We start from the raw sequence: 25,552 nt of genomic DNA, 5'->3' as shown, positions 1-25,552 counted from the left end.
CAATTTAACAATAAGTATGAGAGGTGCTTTTTATGAAACGAGGATCAACACTCTTTTTAAAAATAGCTGTTATTCTAATTGGAATCCCAGTTCTTGCTTTGTACTTCTTTCTGGTGCCTGAGATAGCGAGTTTTGCAGCAGAATTGTACCCGGATTTTTCATATATGAAACATCTTGTTATCTTAGATTTCTATGCAACGGCAATACCTTTTTACTTTGCATTGTATCAAGCGTTTAAACTATTAAGCTATATTGACAAAAATAAAGCATTTTCGGAATTATCCGTAAAGGCATTAAAGAATATTAAATACTGTGCTATCACAATTAGTAGTTTGTTTGTGGTAGGCATGCCGCTCTTTTATATTATGGCGGAGATCGACGACGCTCCAGGGATCATACTCATCGGATTGGTCATGATTTTTGCATCCATGGTGATTGCGGTTTTTGCTGCTGTTCTCCAAAGACTTTTGCAAGAAGCTATTCATATAAAATCAGAAAATGATTTAACGGTCTGAGGTGAATAATATGGCGATTATAATCAATATTGATGTGATGCTGGCGAAAAGGAAAATGAGCGTAACTGAGCTTTCGGAGAGGGTTGGAATAACGATGGCTAACCTTTCTATATTGAAGAATGGCAAGGCAAAAGCAATCCGGCTTTCAACTTTGGAGGCGATTTGCAAAGCATTAGAATGCCAACCTGGGGATATTTTAGAATACCAAAGTGACGAAGACACGGATCTTTAATAACACGGAACCTCCCAGCGGGCTAACATCGGTTAGTGCTTAGGTGTATAATCCTGGAAGAAGTGCCCAGACAACAAACGACCCGGCCTTAGATATTTAAGGCTGGGTTATTCTTTTGTGAATAGGAGATTTATATGAACCAAATCCTCGGTCGTGACAATATATAGATGAGTGGCCATTCAGGAGGGAGAAGTTACTTGGATATTGATAGTTGATCGAGCTCGTGAAGTTGCATGGCAAGTCGATTTATGGTTTTTGTTACAGGTTAACGGGGAATAAGGTGGATACGGACGATTGACGATTTATATCAGGAAACTTTTCTTAAGGCCGTGGAGCTGCGGCATAAGATGGACGCGTCCTGCAAGACAATAAGAAAAGTATTGGAGGTTGAATCCCCATGAAGGACGCGGATTGGGAGCGATTGCTCAGACGATCTTTGGATTCCGCAGCAGAGCCCGATGAAAAGTTGAATCAGAGTATAATAAATGAATTAAAGGAGCGTAGTCAGATGAAGCATAAGTTTAGGAAAAGGTTATCTACAGCACTAGTAGCATCTATATTATTGCTGGTACTTGCTGTATCAGCTTATGCGGCGACTCAGTTATTCAGCACCAAGCAGGTCGATGGCAAGCCGATGCCGAATACCGATGACCCCGATTATGGCAAGGATTCGTTCTTTATTTCGCCATTGATTCAAGGCCAGAAGCCATGGCTGGTTAACATCGTTACGATGAACGGCGGATACAATGCAGACAGAGGCGTGTATTTGGCGATTAGCAGTGGAGGCTCGTTTTAAAGCAAGGAGATCAAAATCCATTAGTTGTTGATGGTTTTTTGGAGTATAATAATGGCAGGAAGAAAATAGATATATCTGTACTAAACAAGGGAAAGCAAGACATTTTTACATTTTTATATATGAAGTTAGAGTAAACAATGCGATTCCCCAAAAGACACAATTAGCCATTAGTTATTCTGGTCATTTGATAGGCAGCGGTATTGATTTTGAGTCATCTGTAAGGCTTCTGCAAATTAATGAGAAACCAATACACCCTCAACTAAAACCTCAAGAAATAAACGAGGCATTAGGGACTCCAAACACACCCATTCATTATGGAATTAGACTTTTAAATGAAGGTATTGGAAGCAGTTTGATCGAGGAAGGTGTAAGAAGATGCAAAGCACTTGGATATGGGCTCATTTTTTTAATAGGACATCCTAGCTACTATCCACGATTAGGATTTCAGCTATTGCGGTTGCTGGTACAATTTGAATACTGATTATGCTTATATCGAGCCTGTGTGTACAACCCCTCAATATCGTAACAGGGGACTTGGTAGAGCGGTTCTTATGGAGGCATTGAAAAGATGTGGCTCCTTAGAGGCGAAAAAAGCGTATGTTATTTCCAATGATCATTTTTATAAGTCAATAGGCTTTTATCAGCATTCGCATTATACTTTTTATTGGCATAAATAAACTTTTAGGTAAACCAACGAACCTTTTCTGTTAGGGATGGAGACGTGTGAGATGTGAAACAGAAATAGAGCGAGGTGATTGAGAAATGACTAGTCAAAATGGGATGCGTATTTTCGATCGACAGGCCAAAACGTATGAAAAGCGACGTAAAAAACTGCAAATGGCTGGCGAACGAAGCCGATTATTGAGACATGCAGCGGGCAAGGTATTGGAAGTATCGGTTGGAGCTGGAAACAATTTTCCGTTCTACCCTAGTGCTGTTCATGTGACGGCGGTCGATTTCAGCCCTAAGATGATTGAAAAAGCGAAGGAGGCCGCAGCGGAATTCGCCATGGATTGCGAGTTGCTGGTTTCCGATGTGGAGAGCCTGGAATTCCCAGAGAACTCATTCGATACCGTCGTATCTACTCTGTCGTTATGCGCGTACCAGAAGCCAGAGGTGGTTTTAGGCAAAATGAAGGCCTGGGTAAAGGACCGAGGGAACATCCTGTTGTTCGAACACGGGATCAGTACGAATCCGACCTATTCATGGTTCCAGAACCGATTGGACGGACTTTCTGTAAAGTTAATCGGCTGCCATCAAAATAGGGACATTCTAGAGATGGTGAATGATGCGGGAATTGAAATCGTACACTTGGAGCGTATGATGATAAATTCCGTGTTTCTTATTCGAGGAACGGTTCGAAAAGGTTTGTAAGAAATCGAATAGGAGGTGCCCTGAAGGGGCGGGGCGCGGTTGAAGCTGGCGATCAACAGTAAATTCAGCTTAGAAATGCAACTCCTAAGAAAATTGGGGTAAAATGGTTTAATTATAAGATAATTTTAATAATTCCATCATTTATACTAAAGTCACCTGGAAGAAAGCGGCTTCTATCTACGGAAAAATCGCGAAAGCTATCATTTTCCCTGAAGGCGCTTTTTTATTGGGTTGTTCAAATACCGGGAGGAGATGAGGCGAACCCCTAAATTTGTAGAGAGAGTTGAGCGGCAGGAGTGGCGGGAACAACTATACTCGCATTTTATTACGAGGAGGTTACTACTTTATGTTCAAAGCAAAACTAGTAAAAGTGGCATTGGCCCTTACGCTCTTCGGTTCGTTGTTCTCCATTTCGATGATGCCAACCGCAAGTGCCGCCGATATCAATTGTCCAAACGGCTACGTTGGCCTGACGTTCGATGATGGCCCTAATCCCGGCAACACGACCAATCTGCTGAATGCGCTAAAGCAGGCCGGCTTGCGTGCAACGATGTTCAACCTCGGACAAAACGCACGGAACTATCCATCTTTGGTGCGGGATCAAGTGAGCGCGGGCATGTGGGTAGGCAACCACTCCTATACGCATCCGCATATGACTGCATTGAGCAGCTCGCAGATGTCGTCGGAAATCATGCAGACACAGCAGGCAATCCAGTCGGCTACCGGAGCTGCACCGAAGCTGTTCCGTCCGCCGTACGGCGAGACCAACGCCACCTTGAAGTCCGTCTTGTCCCAGAACAGTCTAACCGAAGTGCTGTGGAATGTTGACTCCCAAGACTGGAACGGGGCCAGCACTGCCCAAATCGTAGCCGCAGCAGGCAGACTGCAAAACGGCGATGTGATCCTAATGCATGACCAATACCAGACTACGCTCCAGGCAATCCCACAGATCGCCCAGAATCTCAAGAGCCGCGGTCTTTGTTCCGGTATGATCTCACCGAGCACCGGCCGGGCAGTTGCGCCTGACAGTGAGGGAGCCCCCCCTCCTTCTGGAGGCACAGGTGCGAAAATAGAAGCCGAGAGTATGACCAAAAGCGGTACTTACACTGGGAATATTAGCTCGCCGTTCAACGGAGTCGCTTTATACGCGAATGGTGATTCCGTGAAGTTCACGCAGAACTTTACGTCAGGCACCCATAACTTTTCACTTCGGGGGGCTTCGAATAACTCCAATATGGCCAGAGTGGATTTGAAGATCGGCGGACAAACGAAGGGTACCTTCTACTTCGGCGGGAGCAGTCCTGCGGTCTATACCTTAAACAATGTCAGCCATGGAATCGGAAATCAAGCGGTAGAGCTCGTGGTAACAGCTGATAACGGAACATGGGATGCTTTACTCGATTATTTGGAAATTAACTAAATATCGATAGCGGTAAATAAAGTCTCTCATCAAACTCCCGGTGGAATCTCTCTCCGCCGGGAGTTTTTGGGCTTGGAGGATTTCTCTTTTTTCTTCAACAGCAAAACATTAATTCGTTTGGTAAAGTGAAAATCTATGCAGTAATGGCTGGAGTTGCTTTTTTATTGAAATGAGTCCATAAAACAGTCGCTACAAACTCTATAATCAGAAATCTCTACTTGCATTTCCTCATAGAAGTCAAAATTATTCACCGGAAGGCAAAAATTGACCCTGCTCCAACCTCCTCCCTCTGATTTATCATAGAACGGAATCAGGAAAACAATTTCAACAGCTGGGAGGAGGAACTTTTTTGAAAGCGCTGTACAAAAGAATATCAGTGGTTTTGGTTTTTTGTATGACGTTGAATTTGCTGCCGATGTTTCCGACTTGGTCGACGAATACGGCGAAAGCGAGCGATACGGGAGACAATCTTGTTCCTAACGGGGGATTTGAAAATGTCGTCTTTACGGGGAACGCATCCTGGGCAGACGGAATTCAACCGCAAGGGTGGGGCGCGTGGCTGGCCAAGGGGCATGGAAGGGTGTCTGTTACCGATGCCGTATATTATTCTGGAGCTTACTCGGTACAGATCGAGCATCTGAGCGCTGATGACCGGACAGGTCTTAGCCTGGATGTGCCGATTGCCGGCGGAATTACATATGAATTCAGCGCCCGGATCAAAACGGCTGATGTCGTATCGAGCGGCGGTGTATTTGTGAGAACGAATTTTTATAAAAGCATTGCAGGTCTGGACGGCAGCACGAAAAACGAAAAAGTCGGGGACGGCCCTTCGACCGCTAAGTTGGACGGAACCAACGATTGGACGCTGAAAGAAGCGGTGCTGTCAGCTCCGGCCGAAGCGAAATATGTCCGAATCGAACCGTTTTTCGAAACGGGGGCGGGAACTGCTTGGTTTGACGATGTGACGCTGAAACCGCGCAAAGGCGTAACCGGTCTGTCACTGGAGCCGAAAATGATTTCCTTGGAAAAAGGCCAAAGTGCGGTACTAACGCCAATATTCACGCCAGAAGACGCGTCGGATCAACCCGTCCGGTGGAGTTCTTCCGATTCAACGATTGCATCGGTAGAAGACGGGACGGTGACGGCTCTCAATTATGGAAGCGTTGCCATAACCGTGTCGACACCGGACGGTCTCGTTAGCGCCCAATCTTATGTGACGGTGGAGTCCGCCGCAACGTTGAGCGGCTATGACGAGCTAAGACTGAGATGGTATGACAAACTCATCGGCGGATCTTCCATGGATGCGTCCGATCCGGATGTTGCCGCTTATATTCAGTTGTTAACAGATAAAGTGTCCAATGCCGAAGGTACAGGAATTTGGAACCGGATGAACAAAACGCCGGATGCGAATGCGCTATGGGATGATGTGATCGACAAGAATAACACCGATTCGGCTCGAATCACGAAAGCTTACGGCATGATCAAGGATATGGCGCTTTCCTATTCGACCGCAGGTACTGCTGTGTTCCAAAATGAGGAATTACGGGATGATATCCTAAGGGCTTTGGAATGGATGCATACCTACCAATACAACCACAGCAAGAATAGCGTCCCGAACTGGTGGGATTGGGAGATTGGAACGCCGCAAGCGTTCATGGATATTCTCGTATTGATGTACGAAGATATGCCGGCAGAACAAAGGGATCAATACTTAAGCGTCATTGACCGATTCGTTCCTGATCCGACGAAAAGGGTGCAGAACGCGGGCGTCATAGAATCCGGTGCAAACCTGCTTGATAAAGCGCTAGTTGTTGTGCTGCGCGGTGCCGTCGGCAAACACGGTGCCAAGATCGAACAAGGCCGGAATGTGATGTCCGGGGAATTCCAATACGCGAAGAGCGGCGACGGAATTTATGAAGACGGCTCTCTAATCCAGCATTCCAATATTGCTTATACCGGGGCATATGGCGGCGTATTGGTCGGACGTATGGCCGATTTAATGTATTTGTTCAATTCGTCGCCGTGGGAGCTGGACGATCCGAATGCGAAAAATGTGTACCGATGGGTGGACGATTCATTCGAGGCCTTGATCTATAGAGGCGCAATGATGGATATGGTGAAAGGCCGCAGCATTTCCCGCGAGACAGACTCCGATCATCTGACGGGCCGCGCGATCATTCGAACGTTAGCGCGCTTGGCCGAAGGAGCGCCTGCGGTAGAATCCTCTAGGATCAAGAGCATGATTAAGGAATGGGTTTTAACCGATACGACATTCCCGAACTATTACGAAAATATGCCGATTTATGAAATGAATTTGATCAAGGCGATCGTAGGCGATGCTGCGGTGCAGCCACGCGGAGAACTGGTGAAGCATCAGAATTTCGCCGCAATGGATCGGGTCGTTCATTTGCGTCCAGGCTTTGGCTTCGGGCTCAGCATGTTCTCCGACCGGATCTCGGCTTTTGAATTCGGCAATAACGAGAACAAAAAAGGCTGGTACACCGGAATCGGTATGACTGCCTTATATAATAACGACTTGTCTCAATACAGCAATCAATATTGGCCGACGGTGGATATGTACCGCTTGCCGGGAACGACAACGGACGGCTATGCACCGGCTCCGAAAGATTGGGCTGCTTATTACAATTCGAAAACCTGGGTCGGCGGTTCGGCGCTCGACGAACAGTATGGCGCGACAGGGATGAATTTTTCGCTTGAAAAAAGCACGGGCAGCAAACTGCAGGGTAAAAAATCGTGGTTTATGTTCGACGATGAGATTGTGGCGTTAGGCTCGAACATTGCAAGTACGGACAACCGTAAAGTAGAAACGATCGTGGAAAACCGTCAATTGACAGACAGCGGCAGGAATGAGCTTACGGTGGACGGTCAGGTGAAATCCGACGCACTCGGATGGGAGGAGCCGATGAAAGGGATCGGTTGGGCCCACTTGGAGGGCAATGTTGCCGGTTCCGACATCGGGTATTATTTCCCGGACAAAGCCGATATCACGGGGAAACGCGAAGCGAGAACGGGCTCTTGGAGAGAGATCAATAACGGCGGCTCGTCCGATCCGATGACGAGAAACTACCTAAGCTTAGCGTTCGATCATGGTACGGCACCGCAGAATGGCTCCTACGCTTACGTCCTATTGCCGAACAAGGATACGGCAGCGACTGAGCAATACAGCCAGCAACCCGATATTCAAATATTGAGCCAGACGAACAAAGTTCATGCCGTCCAAGAAAAGAAGCTTGGCATTACGGCATTCAACTTCTGGGAAGCAGATCGTTCGGAATTTGTACGAGCGTATCAACCTTCTTCGATTATGGTCAAGGAACAGGGCGATCAATTAACCATCGCCGTTTCCGACCCGACGCAGAAGCAAGATAAAGTTACGGTAGAGCTCGGCAAAGTCGTATTGAAGGAAATCACGAAGGATCCTTCCGTTACCGTGGTTCAAACATCACCTTATCTCAAATTGGAAATTGACACGAAGGGCGCGATAGGCAGAAGCCATACGATTCAATTCCAATACGACCCAAGCCAAACGCCGGAATTGGACGATCCTGCTACGGAACCGGGCCAAGATGAGAAAGTCGTCGTATATGTTTCCGAAGACGCTTATGTGAATGCCGGAAGTAAAGCGGGACAAAACTTCGGTGGCGTCGGCTATCTCAATGTGAAAAACGGCGTGAACGACTACTTGCGCAAAACGTTCTTGAAATACGACCTGAGTGAGCTTTCCGGAGAAATTGAGTCGGTGAAGCTGATTGTTTTTGGTAGAAAGAACGATAGTCGCGGAGTGACTGAGACGACAGGGGCCTATGAGGTAGAGAGCAATCTTTGGAAAGAGAACACAATCACCTGGAATAACATGCCTCAAGTTGGAAAATTGATCGATAAAGTATCGTTTGACAGCGAGAATCAATGGCGCCAATTTGACATTACCGCCTATGCCAAAGCGCGAATGGCCGAAGATAAGCAAGTGAGCATCGCACTCCAGGGCGAAACCGATTTGACGGTGGAAGTAAGAAGTAAGGAAAACGAAGGCGGGATTTACAAATCGTATTTGGAAATAACGTTGAAGCCAGCCGTATCGGTTACGGGCATCCAATTAAACAAAGAGCAAGCGGCTCTCATCGTTGGCGATAGCGTAAATCTTGAGGCGATCATCGTTCCTGAGAATGCGACGAACGCCAATGTAGTGTGGACCATCGATCGCAGCGATATCGCAGAGGTGAAGGCGGACGGGCTCCAAGCGATGGTAACCGCTTTGAAACCGGGCCGCGTTCAAGTGACCGTAACGACTGAGGACGGCGCATTTGCCGCAACCTGTGTCATTAACATTACGCTTACAAATACCGTCGGCGATTTGAACGGGGACGGCAAGGTTGGGGTTGGCGATTTGGCCATTGCCGCGGCTCATTTCGGCAAGACGGCCGAAAGCCCTGATTGGGATGCGGTCATGGCTGCCGACATCAATCGCAACGGCATCATCGATGCGGACGATTTGAAATGGTTTGCCGAATTCATGATGGCTGAGTAAGAAAATGGTGTTTTTATCAACGAAATAAATCTGATCGATTTTTTAGTGACTGTTTGTATTAGCGAAGGGGACTGACTTTCGGTCCCTCTCGCAAATTGTTGGAAGGGGTGTTATTTCATCGTGAAAAAGTACAGCGTCAAGTTTTGCGTCCTTTCTTTGCTGATCTTTTCGCTTATTATTGCGTCATTTCCGGCTGCCCCGGCAGCAGCGGCGCAGGCGAATGATTTCGATGCGCTGCGTATGAGATGGTTCAATTATTTAACGGGCGGCGCACAAATCGACCTCCATGATGCGGACATCCGCAATGCGGTTGAAGCGAATGCCCAAAAGGTAACGAACGAGAACAGAACTGGAGTATGGGACACGCTCAATACAGCGGCAGACCGTACCTATCTATGGGCGGATTATAACAGTACGACTGCTCCGAACCATATCACATTATCGTACAACCGCTTGAAGGATATGGCGATTGCCTTCGCGACTCCTGGCACGTCGTTGTATCAGAATGAGGCGTTGAAGAACGATATTATCGCAGGCCTGGATTGGATGTACGAAAATCGTTTTAATGAAACAAGAAGCAATTATGGCAACTGGTGGGAGTGGGAGATCGGCTCGCCGCTCTCGTTAGCCGATATCGTTACACTGATGTACGATCATTTAAGTCCGGAACAGATTGCGGGGTATGCCCGTACGATCGATCGATTTATACCCGATCCGACCAAAAGATTGATCGGCGCTCCAGGCCTGAAAGAGACGGGCGCCAATCTGCTGGATAAATCGCTGGCTGTTCTGCTGCGGGGCGTTCTCGGTCAGGACGAGGCAAAAATCGTGCAAGCGCGAAATGCGATCGGTTCCGTCTTCCCGTATGTGACCAGCGGCGACGGCTTTTATGAGGATGGTTCGTTCATTCAGCATAATAATATTGCTTATACCGGCAGCTACGGCAGCGTTCTGCTTGGGGATATTTCGAAATTGCTGACCGTCTTGAGCGGCTCTCCGTGGCCGATCGAAGATCCGAATTTCGATCATGTGTGGGACTGGGTTACCAATTCATTCGAACCGGTCATTTATAACGGTCACATTATGGAGATGGTCAGCGGCAGAGCAGTCTCCCGTTACAATAACAACACGCGAGGGGCGGTATGGACGATCCTGCGCTTGGCGCAATATGCTCCCCCGGAACAAGCCGCCTATTATAAGAGCATGGTCAAGGATTGGGTCGCTTCTGATAAAACCATGCTGAATATGTACGAAGGCATGCAAATTCGAGATATCGTTTTATTTAAAAAGCTGATGAGCGACACTTCGATCAAGCCACGCGGAGACTTAATTGCGCATCACCAATTTTCAGCGATGGATCGGATCGTTCATTCGCGGCCGGGCTACACCCTCGGCATCAGCATGTCCTCCTCTCGCATTGCCAACTTCGAGGGAGGAATGAATGGCGAACATACTAGAGGCTGGTATACCGGCGACGGAATGACGTATTTATATAATCACGATTCGGGGCAATTCCGCAATGGGTTCTGGCCAACGGTCGATTCCCACCGGATGCCAGGTACGACGACTGACGGCATAGAGCGACCGATGATTAAAACGACGGGGAAAACATGGGTCGGCGGTTCGTCGATGGACAGCCTTTACGGCATTGCCGGGATGGATCTGGCTCCGCCCGGAAGCAAATTGACCGGCAAGAAGTCGTGGTTTATGTTCGACAATGAGATCGTCGCGCTGGGAGCGGGCATCACGACGCCCGACGAACGGAAGGATGGACAACAGGTTGAAACGATTGTGGAAAATCGGATGATCAATCCGGCTGGCTCCAATCAACTGACCGTAAACGGTCAGGCGATGCCAAGCGAGCTGGGTTGGTCAAATGAACTAAAAGGAGTAAGCTGGGCGCACCTTGCGGGCACGGCGAACGGAGCCGATATCGGCTACTACTTCCCGGAGAGTACGGATATTCGAGCCTTACGCGAATCGAGAACCGGTTCCTGGAAGGAAATTAACGTCTCGGGTCCGGACGATCCGATTACGCGAAACTATGTCAGTCTGGCGGTGGAGCATGGCACGAAGCCGACGGATGCCGCGTATTCCTATGTGCTGCTGCCGACGTTGTCGACGAACGCAACGAAAGCGTATAGCGAAACTCCGGATATTCGCATCTTGAGCAATACGGCAGAAATGCAGGCGGTGGAAGAAACGAAGCTTGGCCTGACAGGCATCAACTTCTGGCAGCCGGGCGAATTAGGACGCGTGCGCGCCTATCAGCCTGCTTCGGTGATGGTGAAGGAGCAAGGCGATGAATTGACCGTATCCGTGTCCGACCCTACACAGACGCAATCCAAGGTTAAGGTGGAAATCGCCGCAGCTGCCCTTGAGGAATTGGCTAAGGATCCGACCGTGACCGTATTACAGACGGCTCCTTCAGTTCAACTGGAGATTGCGACGGGAGGAACGAAAGGCCGCAGCCATGTCATTAAGCTGAAAGTCGATCCCGACTCGGAGACGGAGCTTCCCGAAGAAGGCGCGCTTGAGCCTGACGATGCGGCCAAAATCCGCATTAACGTAACGGAGGATACGTTCGTGAACGGCGGGAGTGAAGAGAACACGAACTTCGGTACGAGAGGCTTTCTGAATATTCGCAACGGAACCGGGAACTTTGATCGCCGCGTGTTCCTGAAGTTCGATCTTGCGCAAATTGCCGACGAAATTGAACGGGCTACGCTTCACGTATACGGTCAAACCAAAGATAATAACGGAACCCAATCCGATATCGGCGTGTTCGAGGTACATGACGATAATTGGAAAGAAGACACGATTACCTACAAAAATAAACCAAGTGCAGGAGAACGAATCGATCTGACGACGTTTGCGTCGCCGGATCAATGGTGGACATTTAATGTAACGCCTTTTGTACAGACAAAACTGCAAGACAATAAAACGGTAAGCTTGACATTGCACCAAGTTGGCCGCGATCTGCATGCGGAAATTCGCAGCCGCAAAAATGAAGACGGCAAGTACCAAGCTTATCTGGACATTCTCCTTAAAGACATAGTAGCACCGACAACAACGGTTCGGATGGAGGGAAGCGGCGAGACCGAAGAGGAGCATTATAAAGAAGTCGTTCTTCACTTTTCCGCCGAAGATAACCCTAACGGCTGGGGCGTACTTCGGACCGAGTACCGGATTGACGGAGGCAAATGGAGGACGTTGAAAGACGGCAAACTGGTCGTTCAAGAGCTAGGCGTCCATACGATTGAATACCGGTCGGTTGACAAAGCGGGCAATGTCGAAGATGCACAGCGCATCGTCGTCTCAATTACACAGCCGACGGTTGAAATTGGCGGATCGAACGAAGTGACGGGCGGCGAATCGTTGACTGTCGATTACCAAATTAAATCGGCCATGCAGGATATGTATGCGCACGACCTGACTCTGCGATACGATGCGAATTTGTTGACGTTCGTTTCTGCCGAATCGTTGCAGGAAGGAATAACCATTCTCGATACGCGGAACAATTCGGGCCAGCTGCGGCTCATTCTCGCCGGTGAAGGCCAGCCGATTCAAGGCAATCAAGACTTGATCAAGCTGACTTTCGATACGAACAAAGTCGAGCAAACGACGGAGAGCCGTATCGATATCGCCGGGGCGCGGATTGGGGACGCTCGCGGTGATGAGATCGAAGCAGTTTCGGCTTCCTTCGTATATAAGTTGAAAGCCGATGCAGAAGAACCTGGAGAGCCGGGAGAACCTGGTGAACCCGGTCTACCGCAGCAGCCGGATAACGGATCAGGGAATAGCAGTAGCTCAAGCAGCACGTCCGGTACAAGTGCAAACGAAGCTAACAAAACAAAGATTAGCGATCTTGAGCAGCTTGCCAAGCACCTTGGCCATGACAAGACAAGCGAAGAATGGGAGCAAATCAAAGCACTCGATGTCAACGGCGATGGTAAAATCGACGTGATCGATCTGGCATCAATCGCCCGGAAAATGGCTGGTTCGAGCGATACTACTAAACGTAATTCCCCCCAAGGCCCGACATCTTTCCATCTCAGTGCAAAATCGGGAAGCTGGAGAGAAGGGGATACCGTTAAACTGACTTTGACGGGGAAAAACGTGCGGGATTTGTACGCTTATGGAGTGAACTTGAGTTTTGATCCTGAATATTTGGAATTGACCGAAGCAGTTTCGGCATTGGACGGATTTTCCGTTTCACCGATTGTGAAGGACGGAAAGATTACGTTCATTCATACGATGACAGGCAATATTGCCGGAGAAGTGGGCGATATTGAAATTAGCGGTTTTACGTTTAAGGTGAAAAAGATCGGCGCCACGGAAGTCCGCTTAGAGGCTATGACCGCAGTCGATCACAAGCTTGCCGCGCAAGACTTAGCCATTGGCAAGTCCGTGCGGATCGGTGAACCGGTGGATCAGACAACCGTAATCTTCAGCGATATTCAAGGTCACTGGTCTCAAGCGAAAATTGAGGATGCGGCACAAAAAGGCTTGATTCAAGGGTATGCGGACGGAACGTTCGATCCCGATAAGCCGATCACACGCGCCGAGTTTACCGCTTTATTGACAAGAGGACTCGATTTGCGCGAAGAAACCGAGCTCACATTCGAAGATGCCAGCCTTCTTCCACAGTGGGCGAAATCGGATATTGCCAAAGGCGTTCATCAAGGATTTATTACCGGCTATGCTGATAATACATTCCGTGCGGATCAATCAATTACTCGGACGGAGCTTGCAACAATGGCAGCCAAGGCGTTGGGTCTTGCTGAGGGGTCGAACAGCGGGCTGACGTTCGCTGATACCGGAGAAATCCCAGTCTGGGCAAAAGGCTGGATCGCATCCGCCGTGAAGGAAGGTCTTCTTCAAGGGCGCGGCGATCATCGTTTTGCTCCAACGGCGCAGGCAACCCGTGCAGAAGCGGTAGCAGTCTTGCTGAACGTGCTTCAAGCTCAGTCGTCCAGATAAAGAAACCCAATGCAACGCAACTCGATGCGCTGCGCTTCACTAATGAGTAATAAATGCCGGTTAACGTAAAGATACGTTGACCGGCATTTTTGTATAGGAAAAACCCTCAATTCGACTGGCGGTTCGGGAAAGCTTATAGCTATTGGAAGCTATTCTTACATAAGAAAAAGGGCGTGGCAGAAGTTAAACAATTGAAATCGGTTTCATTTAGTGCAACTATACCAGTATTTTATTGCGAGGAGGTACTATGATGTTCAAAGCAACACTAGTAAAAGGGGCGGTGGTGCTGGGGCTTTTCTGCACATTATTCACCGCTTCAATGATGCCTAAAGCCAGTACTGCCGATGCCAATTGTCCAAACGGTTACGTAGGCCTGACGTTCGACGATGGCCCAAATCCAAATAACACGACAAATCTGCTCAATGCGCTGGGGCAGGCCGGTTTACGCGCAACGATGTTCAACCTTGGGGAAAACGCGCAGAATATCCCTTCTCTGGTACAGGATCAAGTTGCTGCGGGCATGTGGGTCGGCAACCACTCATATACTCATCCGGACATGACTGCATTGAGCAGCTCCCAGATGTCGTCGGAAATTACACAAACGCAGCAGGCGATCCAGTCGGCTACCGGAACCGCACCGATGATGTTCCGCCCGCCGTACGGTGCGACCAATGCGACTTTGAAATCCATTCTGAGCGCAAACGGTCTCACTGAAGTACTGTGGGATGTTGACTCCCAGGACTGGAACAGCGCCACCACCACCGCCCAGATCGTAGCCGCTGCAGGCATGTTGCAAAACGGTGACGTGATCCTGATGCATGACCATCCCCTGACTACGCTCGAAGCGATCCGGCAGATCGCGCAGGATCTTAAGAGCCGTGGCCTTTGCTCCGGCATGATTTCACCGATCAACGGCCGGGCGGTTGCGCCTGAGGACGGTACAACTCCACCTCCAAGCACAGGTACGAAAGTAGAAGCCGAAAGTACAACGGGAATATCAGCTCGTCGTTCAACGGAGTTGCTATACATGTCAACAATGAGCAGTCCAGCAGTCTAACAAAATTCCCGGAGCGGTTAAAATTTTTTTCAAGCTATGTTCCTCCATTCATGTTCTGCGTAAGTCCTAGCCCACATCATTTCGATCCACTTTATAGAAAGAAAGATAGCCGAGGATAAGGCCAAGCAGACAGAGTGCAATCGGGATGGCAATGAATTGGAACAAGCTAGTCGAGCTTCCCCCGTCAGACACTGTTGCGTTAATCACAAATCCAATGATGACAGCCGAAGTAATCGTGGAAGCCGTCGATTTTTTTTTCATGCCAAAAGATAAAGGAATCAGGCTGATTCCGGCGATCATAAATGCGTTTAGCAGTGTTGACGGAACGGCAGCCATCATTTCACCTATGTGAACCGATGCCTCAAATAAACCTATCATCGGATTCAAGAAGTACGTTAACAGATTGATCATGAACGTCGTTATGATGATGCTGAAAAAACAAAATCCAAACACGATAGATAATTTGGCTTGAATGATCTTTTTTCGCTGCAATGGGTAGGTAAATAACACTTGGATCATGTTGCTTTTGTATTCATCAATAATTAAACGTGACAGAACAACGCTCGAGAAAATGATATAAGTGATGCGAATCAAAATATCCGTTAAAGACATGAACTCAGTATAATCTCGAAACATCGGTTCACTTTCACCACGAGAGCCCAAGGCCATCAGCGCAACGGTGGAGAAAATAGCCACAATGCAAATGGCTAATGCTTTAAAATAACTGGACATGTTACTTTTTTGCCACTCCAGTTGTATAAGTTTAAGCATATCGTTTGCCTCCATGAATGAGATTGATGAAATACTCTTCTAGCGATCCGGCATGTTGTCTTCGGATGTCCTCCATCTTTACTTCTTTTAATAATTTTCCCTGATGAATAATGCCAATCGTATCAGCGACCGATTCGATTTCGGACACGATATGACTAGAGATTAAAATGGTCGTTCCGTATTTCTCTTTTAGATATAAGAGAAGCTCCCGCATGTCCTTAATCCCGATCGGATCAAGTCCATTGATAGGTTCATCTAGAATGAGGATCTCCGGTCTCGTAACAATCGCACGCGCAATCCCTAACCGCTGCTTCATGCCTAACGAGAATTCATGGATCCTTTTATCCCCCACTCCGTGAAGACCTACGATCTCCAACGCCTCCTTGATCGCAGTCTTGTCGTGATAGCCAACGTATCTGCAATGAAAATCCAAATTTGCTTCAGCCGAAAGACGATCGTAAAACACGGGGTATTCAATAATGCTGCCAATTCTTTTTAAGTATTGAACCGACGTTGGCAGAACCAGTTGATCGAATACTTGGATTCCACCGGAAGACGGCTTTACTAGATTTAATATCATTTTCATAATGGTTGTTTTCCCGGCCCCATTCGGCCCTAAAAACCCGTATATTTCTCCTCTGCTGATGTTCATATTGACCTTTGTAATGGTTTCTGTGCCTTTGAATGTTTTGCTTAATTGATGAATTTGAATGATGGCTTCCACTCCGTTTTCCTCCCGATTTCTTATTGACGTGCTACACTTAGCTTAAGGAATGAAAGTAAAAACAAAGTAAATACTGCGGAAAATGCTCGTAACATTTTACATAAAGTAAACTCGTGACCTTTTGAATAGAGTAAGATAGAAAATGAATTTACAGGATAAGTTTGAAGTGAGGGAAGAATAGCCATGGAATCTACAAACCTATTAGCTGTCGATGATGAAATTGGTATTTTGAAGTTACTGGAGATTACGCTTCGAAAAGAGAACTTCACTCGTATTGACACTGCATCATCAGGCAAAGGCGCGCTGCAGCGTATTAAGGAAAAGTCATATGATATTATTTTGCTTGATATTATGCTCCCGGATATTAGCGGCTTTGAACTATGTACGGAGATCCGGAAACATACGAATGCACCGATTATTTTTATTAGCGCGCGCTCTACCGACTTCGACAAATTAACGGGATTAGGAATCGGCGGAGACGATTATATTACAAAGCCTTTTAATCCATTGGAGGTCATTGCCCGAATCAAGGCGATCCTTCGCCGGCAAAGGATCATGGAGAATGCCCAGCAACAAAACTCGGCGTACGATTATGGATACTTCTCATTCCATCCGGAATCGGCGACGTTAACCGTGAAGGGTCAACTTGTAGATTGCACGGCGAAGGAGCTGGAGCTGCTGCATTTCTTTTGCCAGCATCCGAATCATATTTTCACAACGGCTCAGCTTTACGAATTGGTATGGGGAAATGATGTGTTTGGGGAGGAAAAAACGGTAACGATCCATATCGCCAAGCTGCGAAAAAAACTCGGCGATGATACTCGCAAACCTAAAATCATTGTGAATTTGCGGGGAATCGGTTATAAATTCATCCCCCCGAATGAGGCGCTGCTATGCGAATAAAAACTCGATTCACCATTCATCTGGCATTAGGACTTGTTCTGTGGCTTCTTGGTACGGGGATACTCATTGTTATTGTGCTTGAAGGCTTTCTTCCCTTGCTTGATATCCCTATCAGTATGGATCATGAAGGTCTTATTGTAGGAGGGATCTTTGGGGCCAGCACATTGCTATGCATAGCCTTGTTCGGATGGTATTTTGGCGGCCCGATTGGGTTCATCATGGCCTGGATTCATCAGCTCTCGCAGGACAGCTTCAAGCAGCCTGACAATATGTCCAGAATATACACCCGAAAAGGAAGGCTACGCATGCGGTACCGCCTGTATCAGGAGGTGCTCCAGCATCTTCAATCCTTGGGTAGCATATTGCAAGCGAACGATGTCGAGAGAACTCAAATCGAACAAGCTAAACAGGAATGGATTGCGGGGATATCCCATGATTTGAAAACGCCACTAACCTATATCAAAGGCTACTCAGCCCTTTTATTGAATGAGCAGTACGAGTGGTCGAAGGAAGAGGTGATTTCTTTCATCCGGGAAATGGATGGCAAAGGCAAGCATATAGAGGAATTGATTCATGATTTAAGCCTCGTCACACAGCTCAATCGCACTGACGGCGCGCTGCCATTACAGAAGACGAACCAGGATATCGTCGAATTCACCAAAAGGGTGGTTGCCGACATCAGCAATAATCCGCAAGCAACTAGCTACCATTTGCATTTTGAAGCGGAACCGCTTGCCATTCACATTGATTTTGATGCAAAATACATCCAGCGTATACTGCAAAATATAATGATGAACTCCATTATCCATAATCCAGAGCATGTAGATATCTATGTACAGATTGCGGATGATGGGGAGCATGCAGCGATCCGCGTCATGGACAATGGCATGGGCATGCCGGCTCATACGGTTAAAAATCTATTCCAGCAATATTACCGCGGCACCACTACGGAATCTTCCTCTGATGGCACGGGGCTCGGAATGGCGATTGTCTATAAGCTTGTTCAGGCTCATGACGGCACAATCACCGTCGAGAGCGAGCCTTCGCAAGGTACTACGTTCACGATCCTATTGCCAAAAAGGGGAATTTGAAAATGATGTGTTGTATTGGGGCACCGTATTCTTGCATTGGACAGAGCAGTATAAGGATGGAACAATTCGGATAGTTGACTCAAATATCAAGCGAATATTAAGGCGGTGCTAAAATGTCAGAAAATTGGAATACATACTTATCTTATATTGATAATCAACCAGCTTCATTCTTACGGGTCTTGGAGCCTTGGAAAAATGGTGAAAATGAAAGGTTTGTTTATTTGTACCGGCTGAGAGTAACTTTAAATGAACCGAATGAAGATGGACTCACCTGCGAGCAGGAAGCAGCAGTTTTGTATGATCTTGAGGATTCAATCCATGATTCTTTAGGCAGTCATTTTATGTTTGTCGGAAGGATGGAAGCGCTTTGGAGAGTCTTGCAGTAGAATTTCTTGTGAATTATAAGTACAGCATCGATCGTATTGAAGAACAGCAGCCAAAATCTTTCTATTATGAGTTCTTATATCCCGGTAAATCCGATGGGCATCGGATGACTAATAGACAGCTTATCAATAAGATTATATCGAATACTTAAGGGAATGATCTCGACAAATTTACACTAGCCTAACTATGTCACGGGCAGTTCCTCAATCCTCTGAATATATATAAGCGGAATTGCGTGATTATCCAGATCATGACCTAGGAGCCTTAATGGGAGGGGCGCAGGCCCATTCCCTAGAGTAAATTAATGCCGGAAGTTTCACACAGTGTTCTTATGTCTGCAGGCCATACGGAGGATTGAACCTCGCCGATGTGAGCCTTCTCCAAGATAAACATGCACAAACGGGATTGCCCGATTCCCCCACCGATGGTGAACGGAAGCTGATTAGCAAGAAGCTGTTGGTGAAATTCCAAGGAGGCCCTCTCTGGACATCCCGCTTCTGTTAGCTGACGCGTTAGTGCGTCGGGATCCACCCGAATTCCCATTGATGAAAGCTCATAAGCACACTCTAGAAGCGGGTTCCATACAATGATATCTCCATTAAGTTGCCAATCGTCATAATCTGGTGAACGAGTATCATGTCGTAAGCCGGATTTTGGAAGCAAGCCTCCAATCTGCATCACGAACACTGCTCCAAAATCCCTTGCCGCTGTGTCCTCGCGCTGCTTAGGCGTCAAATGCGGATACAGGTCTTCAAGCTCATGTGAAGTGATGAAGGTGATGGTTTCCGGCAATTTGAGGCCAATGCGGGGATATTGCTCTGTGATGAAGGATTCGGTTGCCTTAAGAGCTTCATAAATTTGTTCTACTGTTGTCATCAGTGTCCCTACATGCCGTTCCTCGCGGGAAATCACTTTTTCCCAATCCCACTGGTCTACATAAATGGAATGCAGATGATCAAGTACTTCATCACTTCTTATGGCATTCATTTGCGTATACAGGCCTTCACCGTGCTCGAACCCGTAATTTGCCAGCGCCATTCTTTTCCACTTGGCCAGAGACTGTACAATTTCTAGGGTCTGATCTTGAATACCTAGCGCATTGAACTGGACGGGTCTCTCTGTTCCATTTAGGTTGTCGTTAATCCCGTTTCCGGTAATAACAAACAGTGGTGCACTCACATTGGTCAAATTCAGAGCAGTTGCCAGCTCTTGCTCAAAGAAGCGTTTGAGGCCATAGATTGCCCTATGAGTCTCCTTGATGTCTAATTTCGATTCGTATTGTTTAAAGGTTTTAAATGGCGTTTCCATAATATTCATGAGAACTTCCCCTCGATAGGTTGATTATTGATTAGAAAGTACAGTGTTTGTTGTCTAGGTCAATCGGTTTATTACTTCCTTAGAGTAATTAATAAAAATATATTATTATACCAATTATTGAATAAAATGATAAATGAATTATAACAAAGTAATTATCTGGTTTCAACCATATTTTAGCAACTTTGTATGCGTAGACGCTTGTATTACTATTTGCTCTTAGGTAGGTAATATGGAAGGAACCTAGACGGACTTTGGAACGGAGTCGCCTGATCTGCAGCAATGACTCGGTGAATTATTTGCAACAAAATCGGAATTCCTGAACAAAAACCTAAACTTTTGACGGTATGAACTATATTTTATTACAAGAAATAGGTATGAACCTTTTGATAAAATAATTATTGCAAGCGCTTCCAATTACAGTAATGGAAGGAAGTGATAGTTAGGCAGCCGTCTACTATGCCTATCTTAGCATCATAGTTGCACTAACTGCAGTATAACTCAAAAGGAGGAGTATTAAATGAAGAAAAAAAGAATGAAGTTATTTGTTGCATTTCTACTTTGTTTTACGCTTACATTGCCTGGTATAGTAAATGCCCAAACGCTTACCAGCAATTCTGTCGGCACCCATGATGGTTACGATTATGAATACTGGAAGGATAGCGGAAACGGAACTATGGTTCTTGGTAGCGGTGGGACGTTTAGCGCCGAGTGGAGCAATATCAACAATATTTTATTCCGCAAAGGAAAGAAGTTTAACGAAACCCAGACCCATCAGCAAATTGGAAACATGTCGATTACCTACGGTGCAACTTATCAGCCTAACGGCAATTCGTATTTAACTGTTTATGGTTGGACAGTAGATCCACTTGTAGAGTTTTACATTGTTGACAGCTGGGGCAGCTGGCGTCCGCCTGGAGCGTCGCCAAAGGGCACCATTAATGTAGACGGTGGGACTTATGACATCTATGAAACTACCAGAGTCAACCAGCCTTCCATCAAAGGTACTGCAACTTTCCAGCAATATTGGAGTGTCCGGACATCTAAACGGACAAGTGGAACCATATCCGTTAGCGAACATTTTAAGGCGTGGGAAAAATTAGGGATGAGCATGGGTAAAATGTATGAAGTCGCACTAACGGTAGAGGGTTACCAAAGTAGTGGAAGTGCAAATGTGTATAGTAATACACTTACGATCGGCGGCAGCGGTACCAATCCAAGCACAGGTACTAAAGTAGAAGCCGAGAGTATGACCAAAAGCGGTCAGTACACCGGGAATATCAGCTCACCTTTCAACGGAGTTGCCTTATACGCCAACAATGATTCGGTAAAATTCACGCAGAATTTCACGACCGGCACTCATAACTTTTCTCTCCGTGGGGCATCGAATAATTCCAATACCGCCAGAGTCGATTTGAAGATCGGCGGGCAAACGAAGGGAACCTTCTACTTTGGCGGGAGCAGTCCTGCAGTTTATACCCTAAACAATGTCAGCCACGGAACCGGAAATCAACAAATTGAACTCGTTGTAACCGCTGATAACGGTACATGGGATGCTTACATTGATTATTTGGAGATTCATTAATGAGGCATAAGCAGTAAGTAATTCTTCCTGGCGGGGGGGCTCCGCCGGGATTTTTTTGCTTTTGCAAATGAACAAGAACCGGGAATATCCTATAAAATTGTGATACAAGTCTACCATATCTTGGATGCCAGATGTATAATCATGGAAGATGATAAGTCAACATACAGCCCAGCCTAGATTAAGCGGGGAGCTATCTAAGGCTGGGTTGTTTTGTAATCTCCAGTATGCTGTGAACAGGGAGAAGCACTAGAAAAGCTTAAGTTACTAGGTAAAGATATAAGTAAATCGAAGATAGCTATCGCCCCACTTACTTCAAAGGAGGAATACATAATAAAAACTTACAATATGAATTGGAATGAAATAGAACGGGATATATTAAATCATTTAACGCAGCCACATCATTTGATACCGCTATCACCTGGTCTTGAAGCAGATGTTGTAAAGTTGGAATTAAGAAATAGTTCTTATGTTCTTAAGATATGGAATAAAGACTCGAGGCCAGATATTGGTAAACAGTATGAGCTTCTTGCTGATCTTTACAAAAAAGGCTTACGTGTTCCAAAGCCATATGGCTGGGGGATTGACGCAGATCATAATCAAGTTTTGCTTACCAGTTATGATGGTGAGCCAATTTCTAAATTAAACAGGAGCATACTCATGAATCTGGCACGGATGTTAAAGGAAGTCCATAACTATCGCCTGGGTAGTACAGACGCCATACAAATTCCTAAGTATGACTTTATTCGTTATTTTTTTCCTTCAATAGAAATGCACAATGATATAAATAACTTATTGATAGGCATTATTAATATGACAGAGCTTTCCCAGGACTATCTAATACACGGAGATTATAACTTAGGAAATATCCTTGAGAAGCAGGGGAATTATACAATAATCGATTGGACGAATGGACAACGGGGTGATCCAAGATACGATATTGCCTGGTCGGTAGTGTTAATGAAAATATATGCTGGAGAAAGGTATGGAGGGATTTATTTCTCCATATTTCAAGAGTTAACGGATTATTCATTAGATGAATTAAACATTTTTGAAGCTATCGCTTGTTTGCGTTGGATTTTGTTAAGTCGGATAGCTGATTTGCCAAAGAGTCCAAGCGCCTTTAAACGAGTTAAAAAAATCATTCAAAACAACAGATATTTAAATGATGAGCTTCTCTGATATTAGTTTAACCAAAAGATAGGGTTGATTTTAATGAAGGTTCAATTGAAAGAACTGAGAGAAACGGATGGTCAGGATATTTTTCAGATGATACAAGAAATAGGTTTCTCGGAGAATGGCTTTACAGCCCATTTTCCAGATCAGGATTTTGAAGAATTTAAAAGAAGTTTGCCGCGATTCGTTCAGATTTCGAGGGGGATAGATCTCCCCGAAGGTTATGTGCCGCAGACAATTTACTGGTTGTATGTCGATGACAGACCCGTTGCATATGGGAAGCTCAGGCACCAACTCAATGAGAGTTTGCTCATGTATGGAGGCCATATTGGATATATTGTCAGACCAACTGAGAGAGGGAAAGGATTTGGAAAGCTTTTTCTCAGCAAAATGATTGAGGAAGCAAACAAACGAAGCGTTGATAAGCTATTAATCACTTGTGATGAAACCAATGAACGCTCCAGGAAAGTAATAGAAAAGAATCGTGGGCAGCTTGATTCTATAACAAATGGAGTCTGTCGCTACTGGATCGAGTTAGACGTACAATAAATATCTAGGGGGACTCAAGGATGAACGCACAATATCATCAGCAGATAGCAGAGATGATTTTTGCTCAAAGAAGTTATCTTTTTTTTAAAGCGGATGCGGTTATTTATCACCCTGGTCATTTTCCTGAATTGAATCAACAAATTGCAGAGCTATATTTAAATGAGGGATTTGGGAGGATCTATTTACCAAACGTATATAACAAATTCCTCGAAGCCTTTGAATATGAGTATCATCTACCTAAATTAACAGAACTAGGGATACCCTCAGAAGTAATTTTCCCAATAGAGGGCCAATATCAAAATGGAAGCGATGTTGTTAAATCAGCAGTAACTAATCTTCCTACGAATGCTCAGAATATTTTACTATCCGGGAAGGCATTCTTTTGCAGAAGATTTTTAATATTAGCAGCACTTCATGGACGAAAAGATTGCGTGTTCGATGTTTATCCTTTAGTTGATCATAGAGATATTCATCGTAATAATTGGGCGCTTACCGATAAGGGGAGAAATCGGGTCACGAATGAGATGAACGTAATCCAAGAAATTATTAATGGCTCCGCCGGACAATCTCTGTTATGAACTTAGCCCTGTATCATTATTATGAGGAGAATATTGGGCCGTTTAAAAATCTATCATCACTAGAACTTAATGAGGCGGAAGAAATTCTACAGGGATTGAGAAACGAAGGGAACACCTTCGCAAGCAAACGCTCCATGGATTATTTAAGGATCAGGAGTGAGCTGGAAGCTAAAGCAAGAATGTTATTCATGAAAAAAGGAGGAAAACCCACAAAAAAATATCCGCACTATATGACATTAGGGCCGTGTGATTGGATAAAGGACTGGTATAAAGATGGAAAACAAATCGTACTAAGACTAGATGATTTTAATGAAGAACTCATTAGTTTTACATACGGAGACTTATTTCCGACGATGAGGTACCAGGATGGAAAGGAATATCGGAGACAAGTATATACAAAAGCGGAAATACTCGAACTGGTTGGTCGATATGGCCTTCCGCAGGAATGGAATAAAGATGGGGATAAAGGGCCAGAAAGATATATTGAAGCACAAATTTGGGACGATGAAGTAATCGAAAAGTTACGGGCTATTTAAGCAAACGGCCGATTTGCAACTAGCGTCGACTGGAGGATTAGAGTATTAATGGACTGTACGACTTAATTTGCCCTTCTGTCAAAAAAGGGCGTTTCTGCAGCAATGAGATATTACAGCGTTAGACGCAAATATAAAACATATAACAAATAAGAAATGGAAAGTGGCAAAAATGGGAAAAGCTATCCCGTAGGAGAATAATCCGGCCGTACCCACTCTAATTAATCCGAGTAACAGGGGAGATTGCCTATTTTAGATTTGGCGCAAGGAGGCTTATCTTGTGAATTTAACCCAAAGGAAACTGTGGAATGAAAATCATAAAAGATTAACAAGCATCATTTTAAAGCCTCATGAACATCGCAATACTATTGATTTGTTTTTGAAAAACCATAGCTTATTACATTCATCTGGAATGAGTAATTCAATTATAGCTACGCTTGAAGATGAATTAGTTAGAGATATTACAGAGGAAACTTTACGTAAATACCCAGTTAATGCTCCGGATACAAAAAACTCAATTGTTTGGCATATATGGCATATTAGTCGAATTGAAGATATGACGATGAATGTATTGGTAAATAACACTGATCAGGTGTTTTGTTCTGAGGGTTGGCATAAGAAACTAAAGGTCGAATACTCGCATTCAGGAAATGAAATGACAGAAGATGAGATTTTGAATTTAAGCAGAAATATTGATGTTGCGGAATTATTTGCATATCGATTAGAGGTGGGACGTAAAACTCGCGAAATCGTATCTTCCCTACTGGCAGGTGACTTTAAGAAAAAGGTGGAGGCAGAAAGAATTAAAAAACTTGAAAAGCAAGAAGCTGTAAAGAAAGAAGCATCCTGGCTGCTGGAATATTGGGGAAATAAGCGTATAGCTGGATTGATACTTATGCCGGCGACCAGACATATTTATGTACATCTAAATAAATCCATACGGATAAAAACAAAAATATTAAAAGATTGAGTAAGGAGAAACAATTGCATGTTCATATTTTCATCTCCAGTATTGAATTTCAGA

At 45.5% G+C, this 25,552-nt stretch carries 20 protein-coding genes and 1 pseudogene; 18 read left to right on the top strand and 3 right to left on the bottom strand.

The genetic code is table 11. The annotated features are described in order from the left end of the window. The first annotated feature begins 32 nt into the window (after positions 1-32). From CZ379_RS20480 to CZ379_RS20430, 9 genes and pseudogenes are all read left to right on the top strand, one after another. Positions 33-515: a DUF2975 domain-containing protein gene (locus tag CZ379_RS20480; RefSeq protein WP_110933315.1), complete on the top strand. Its 483-nt coding sequence runs from the start codon at positions 33-35 to the stop codon at positions 513-515. A 10-nt stretch (positions 516-525) separates the two neighbouring features. Further along, complete coding sequence (locus tag CZ379_RS20475; protein ID WP_110933314.1) at positions 526-747, top strand: helix-turn-helix domain-containing protein; 222 nt, start codon at positions 526-528, stop codon at positions 745-747. Positions 748-1,144: 397 nt separating this feature from the next. Continuing rightward, a complete protein-coding gene (locus tag CZ379_RS20465) occupies positions 1,145-1,543 on the top strand; it encodes a hypothetical protein (protein WP_110933313.1) in 399 nt (132 codons plus the stop codon). Between the two features lie 500 nt (positions 1,544-2,043). Next, positions 2,044-2,220: a GNAT family N-acetyltransferase gene (locus tag CZ379_RS27220; protein WP_407668710.1), complete on the top strand. Its 177-nt coding sequence runs from the start codon at positions 2,044-2,046 to the stop codon at positions 2,218-2,220. 85 nt (positions 2,221-2,305) lie between these two features. Further along, the gene (locus CZ379_RS20450; protein ID WP_110933311.1) at positions 2,306-2,917 is read left to right on the top strand and encodes a class I SAM-dependent methyltransferase; all 612 of its coding nucleotides are present in this window, start codon (positions 2,306-2,308) and stop codon (positions 2,915-2,917) included. Positions 2,918-3,263: 346 nt separating this feature from the next. Then, on the top strand, positions 3,264-4,337 hold the full coding sequence (locus CZ379_RS20445; protein WP_110933310.1) for a polysaccharide deacetylase family protein: 1,074 nt from the start codon (positions 3,264-3,266) through the stop codon (positions 4,335-4,337). Positions 4,338-4,686: 349 nt separating this feature from the next. Then, on the top strand, positions 4,687-8,883 hold the full coding sequence (locus tag CZ379_RS20440) for a polysaccharide lyase family 8 super-sandwich domain-containing protein (protein ID WP_110933309.1): 4,197 nt from the start codon (positions 4,687-4,689) through the stop codon (positions 8,881-8,883). A gap of 120 nt (positions 8,884-9,003) precedes the next feature. Next, a complete protein-coding gene (locus tag CZ379_RS20435) occupies positions 9,004-13,866 on the top strand; it encodes a polysaccharide lyase family 8 super-sandwich domain-containing protein (protein ID WP_110933308.1) in 4,863 nt (1,620 codons plus the stop codon). A 250-nt stretch (positions 13,867-14,116) separates the two neighbouring features. Then, a pseudogene (locus CZ379_RS20430) lies at positions 14,117-14,907 on the top strand (polysaccharide deacetylase family protein); the annotation flags it as partial. A gap of 82 nt (positions 14,908-14,989) precedes the next feature. Here the strand turns inward: CZ379_RS20430 and CZ379_RS20425 are convergent. Next, a complete protein-coding gene (locus CZ379_RS20425; RefSeq protein WP_110933307.1) occupies positions 14,990-15,694 on the bottom strand; it encodes an ABC transporter permease in 705 nt (234 codons plus the stop codon). Further along, complete coding sequence (locus CZ379_RS20420) at positions 15,687-16,418, bottom strand: ABC transporter ATP-binding protein (RefSeq protein WP_110933306.1); 732 nt, start codon at positions 16,416-16,418, stop codon at positions 15,687-15,689. The genes CZ379_RS20425 and CZ379_RS20420 overlap by 8 nt, the downstream gene beginning before the upstream one ends. A gap of 183 nt (positions 16,419-16,601) precedes the next feature. Between CZ379_RS20420 and CZ379_RS20415 the strand changes: the two genes are divergently transcribed. From CZ379_RS20415 to CZ379_RS20405, 3 genes are all read left to right on the top strand, one after another. Beyond that, positions 16,602-17,321, top strand: coding sequence for a response regulator transcription factor (locus tag CZ379_RS20415; RefSeq protein ID WP_110933305.1), 720 nt, complete (start codon positions 16,602-16,604; stop codon positions 17,319-17,321). Beyond that, positions 17,312-18,412 carry a sensor histidine kinase gene (locus CZ379_RS20410; RefSeq protein ID WP_110933304.1) on the top strand — a complete coding sequence of 367 codons (1,101 nt, stop codon included), beginning with the start codon at positions 17,312-17,314 and terminating at the stop codon, positions 18,410-18,412. The genes CZ379_RS20415 and CZ379_RS20410 overlap by 10 nt, the downstream gene beginning before the upstream one ends. A gap of 113 nt (positions 18,413-18,525) precedes the next feature. Further along, entirely contained in the window at positions 18,526-18,798 is a 273-nt protein-coding gene (locus CZ379_RS20405; protein ID WP_110933303.1) for a DUF695 domain-containing protein, read from the top strand. Between the two features lie 289 nt (positions 18,799-19,087). On the opposite strand, the gene asnA is transcribed toward CZ379_RS20405, so the two are convergent. Further along, complete coding sequence (gene asnA, locus CZ379_RS20400; RefSeq protein WP_110934481.1) at positions 19,088-20,104, bottom strand: aspartate--ammonia ligase; 1,017 nt, start codon at positions 20,102-20,104, stop codon at positions 19,088-19,090. Positions 20,105-20,630: 526 nt separating this feature from the next. Here asnA and CZ379_RS20395 point away from each other — a divergent pair. The 6 genes from CZ379_RS20395 to CZ379_RS20370 all read left to right on the top strand — a co-directional run bounded on the left by CZ379_RS20395 (position 20,631) and on the right by CZ379_RS20370 (position 25,498). After that, entirely contained in the window at positions 20,631-21,695 is a 1,065-nt protein-coding gene (locus tag CZ379_RS20395; protein WP_110933302.1) for a glycoside hydrolase family 11 protein, read from the top strand. Positions 21,696-22,040: 345 nt separating this feature from the next. After that, entirely contained in the window at positions 22,041-22,874 is an 834-nt protein-coding gene (locus CZ379_RS20390; protein WP_110933301.1) for an aminoglycoside phosphotransferase family protein, read from the top strand. Positions 22,875-22,907: 33 nt separating this feature from the next. Beyond that, positions 22,908-23,417, top strand: coding sequence for a GNAT family N-acetyltransferase (locus CZ379_RS20385; protein WP_110933300.1), 510 nt, complete (start codon positions 22,908-22,910; stop codon positions 23,415-23,417). 20 nt (positions 23,418-23,437) lie between these two features. After that, entirely contained in the window at positions 23,438-23,995 is a 558-nt protein-coding gene (locus CZ379_RS20380; protein WP_110933299.1) for a hypothetical protein, read from the top strand. After that, a complete protein-coding gene (locus CZ379_RS20375; protein ID WP_110933298.1) occupies positions 23,992-24,531 on the top strand; it encodes a hypothetical protein in 540 nt (179 codons plus the stop codon). Before CZ379_RS20380 ends, CZ379_RS20375 begins: the two co-directional genes overlap by 4 nt. A gap of 277 nt (positions 24,532-24,808) precedes the next feature. After that, positions 24,809-25,498 carry a DinB family protein gene (locus tag CZ379_RS20370; RefSeq protein ID WP_110933297.1) on the top strand — a complete coding sequence of 230 codons (690 nt, stop codon included), beginning with the start codon at positions 24,809-24,811 and terminating at the stop codon, positions 25,496-25,498. Positions 25,499-25,552: the final 54 nt, after the last annotated feature.

The sequence above is a fragment of the Paenibacillus bouchesdurhonensis genome, from assembly GCF_900155685.1.
Lineage (GTDB): Bacteria > Bacillota > Bacilli > Paenibacillales > Paenibacillaceae > Fontibacillus > Fontibacillus bouchesdurhonensis.
This window is presented reverse-complemented; position numbering and strand designations above follow the sequence as displayed.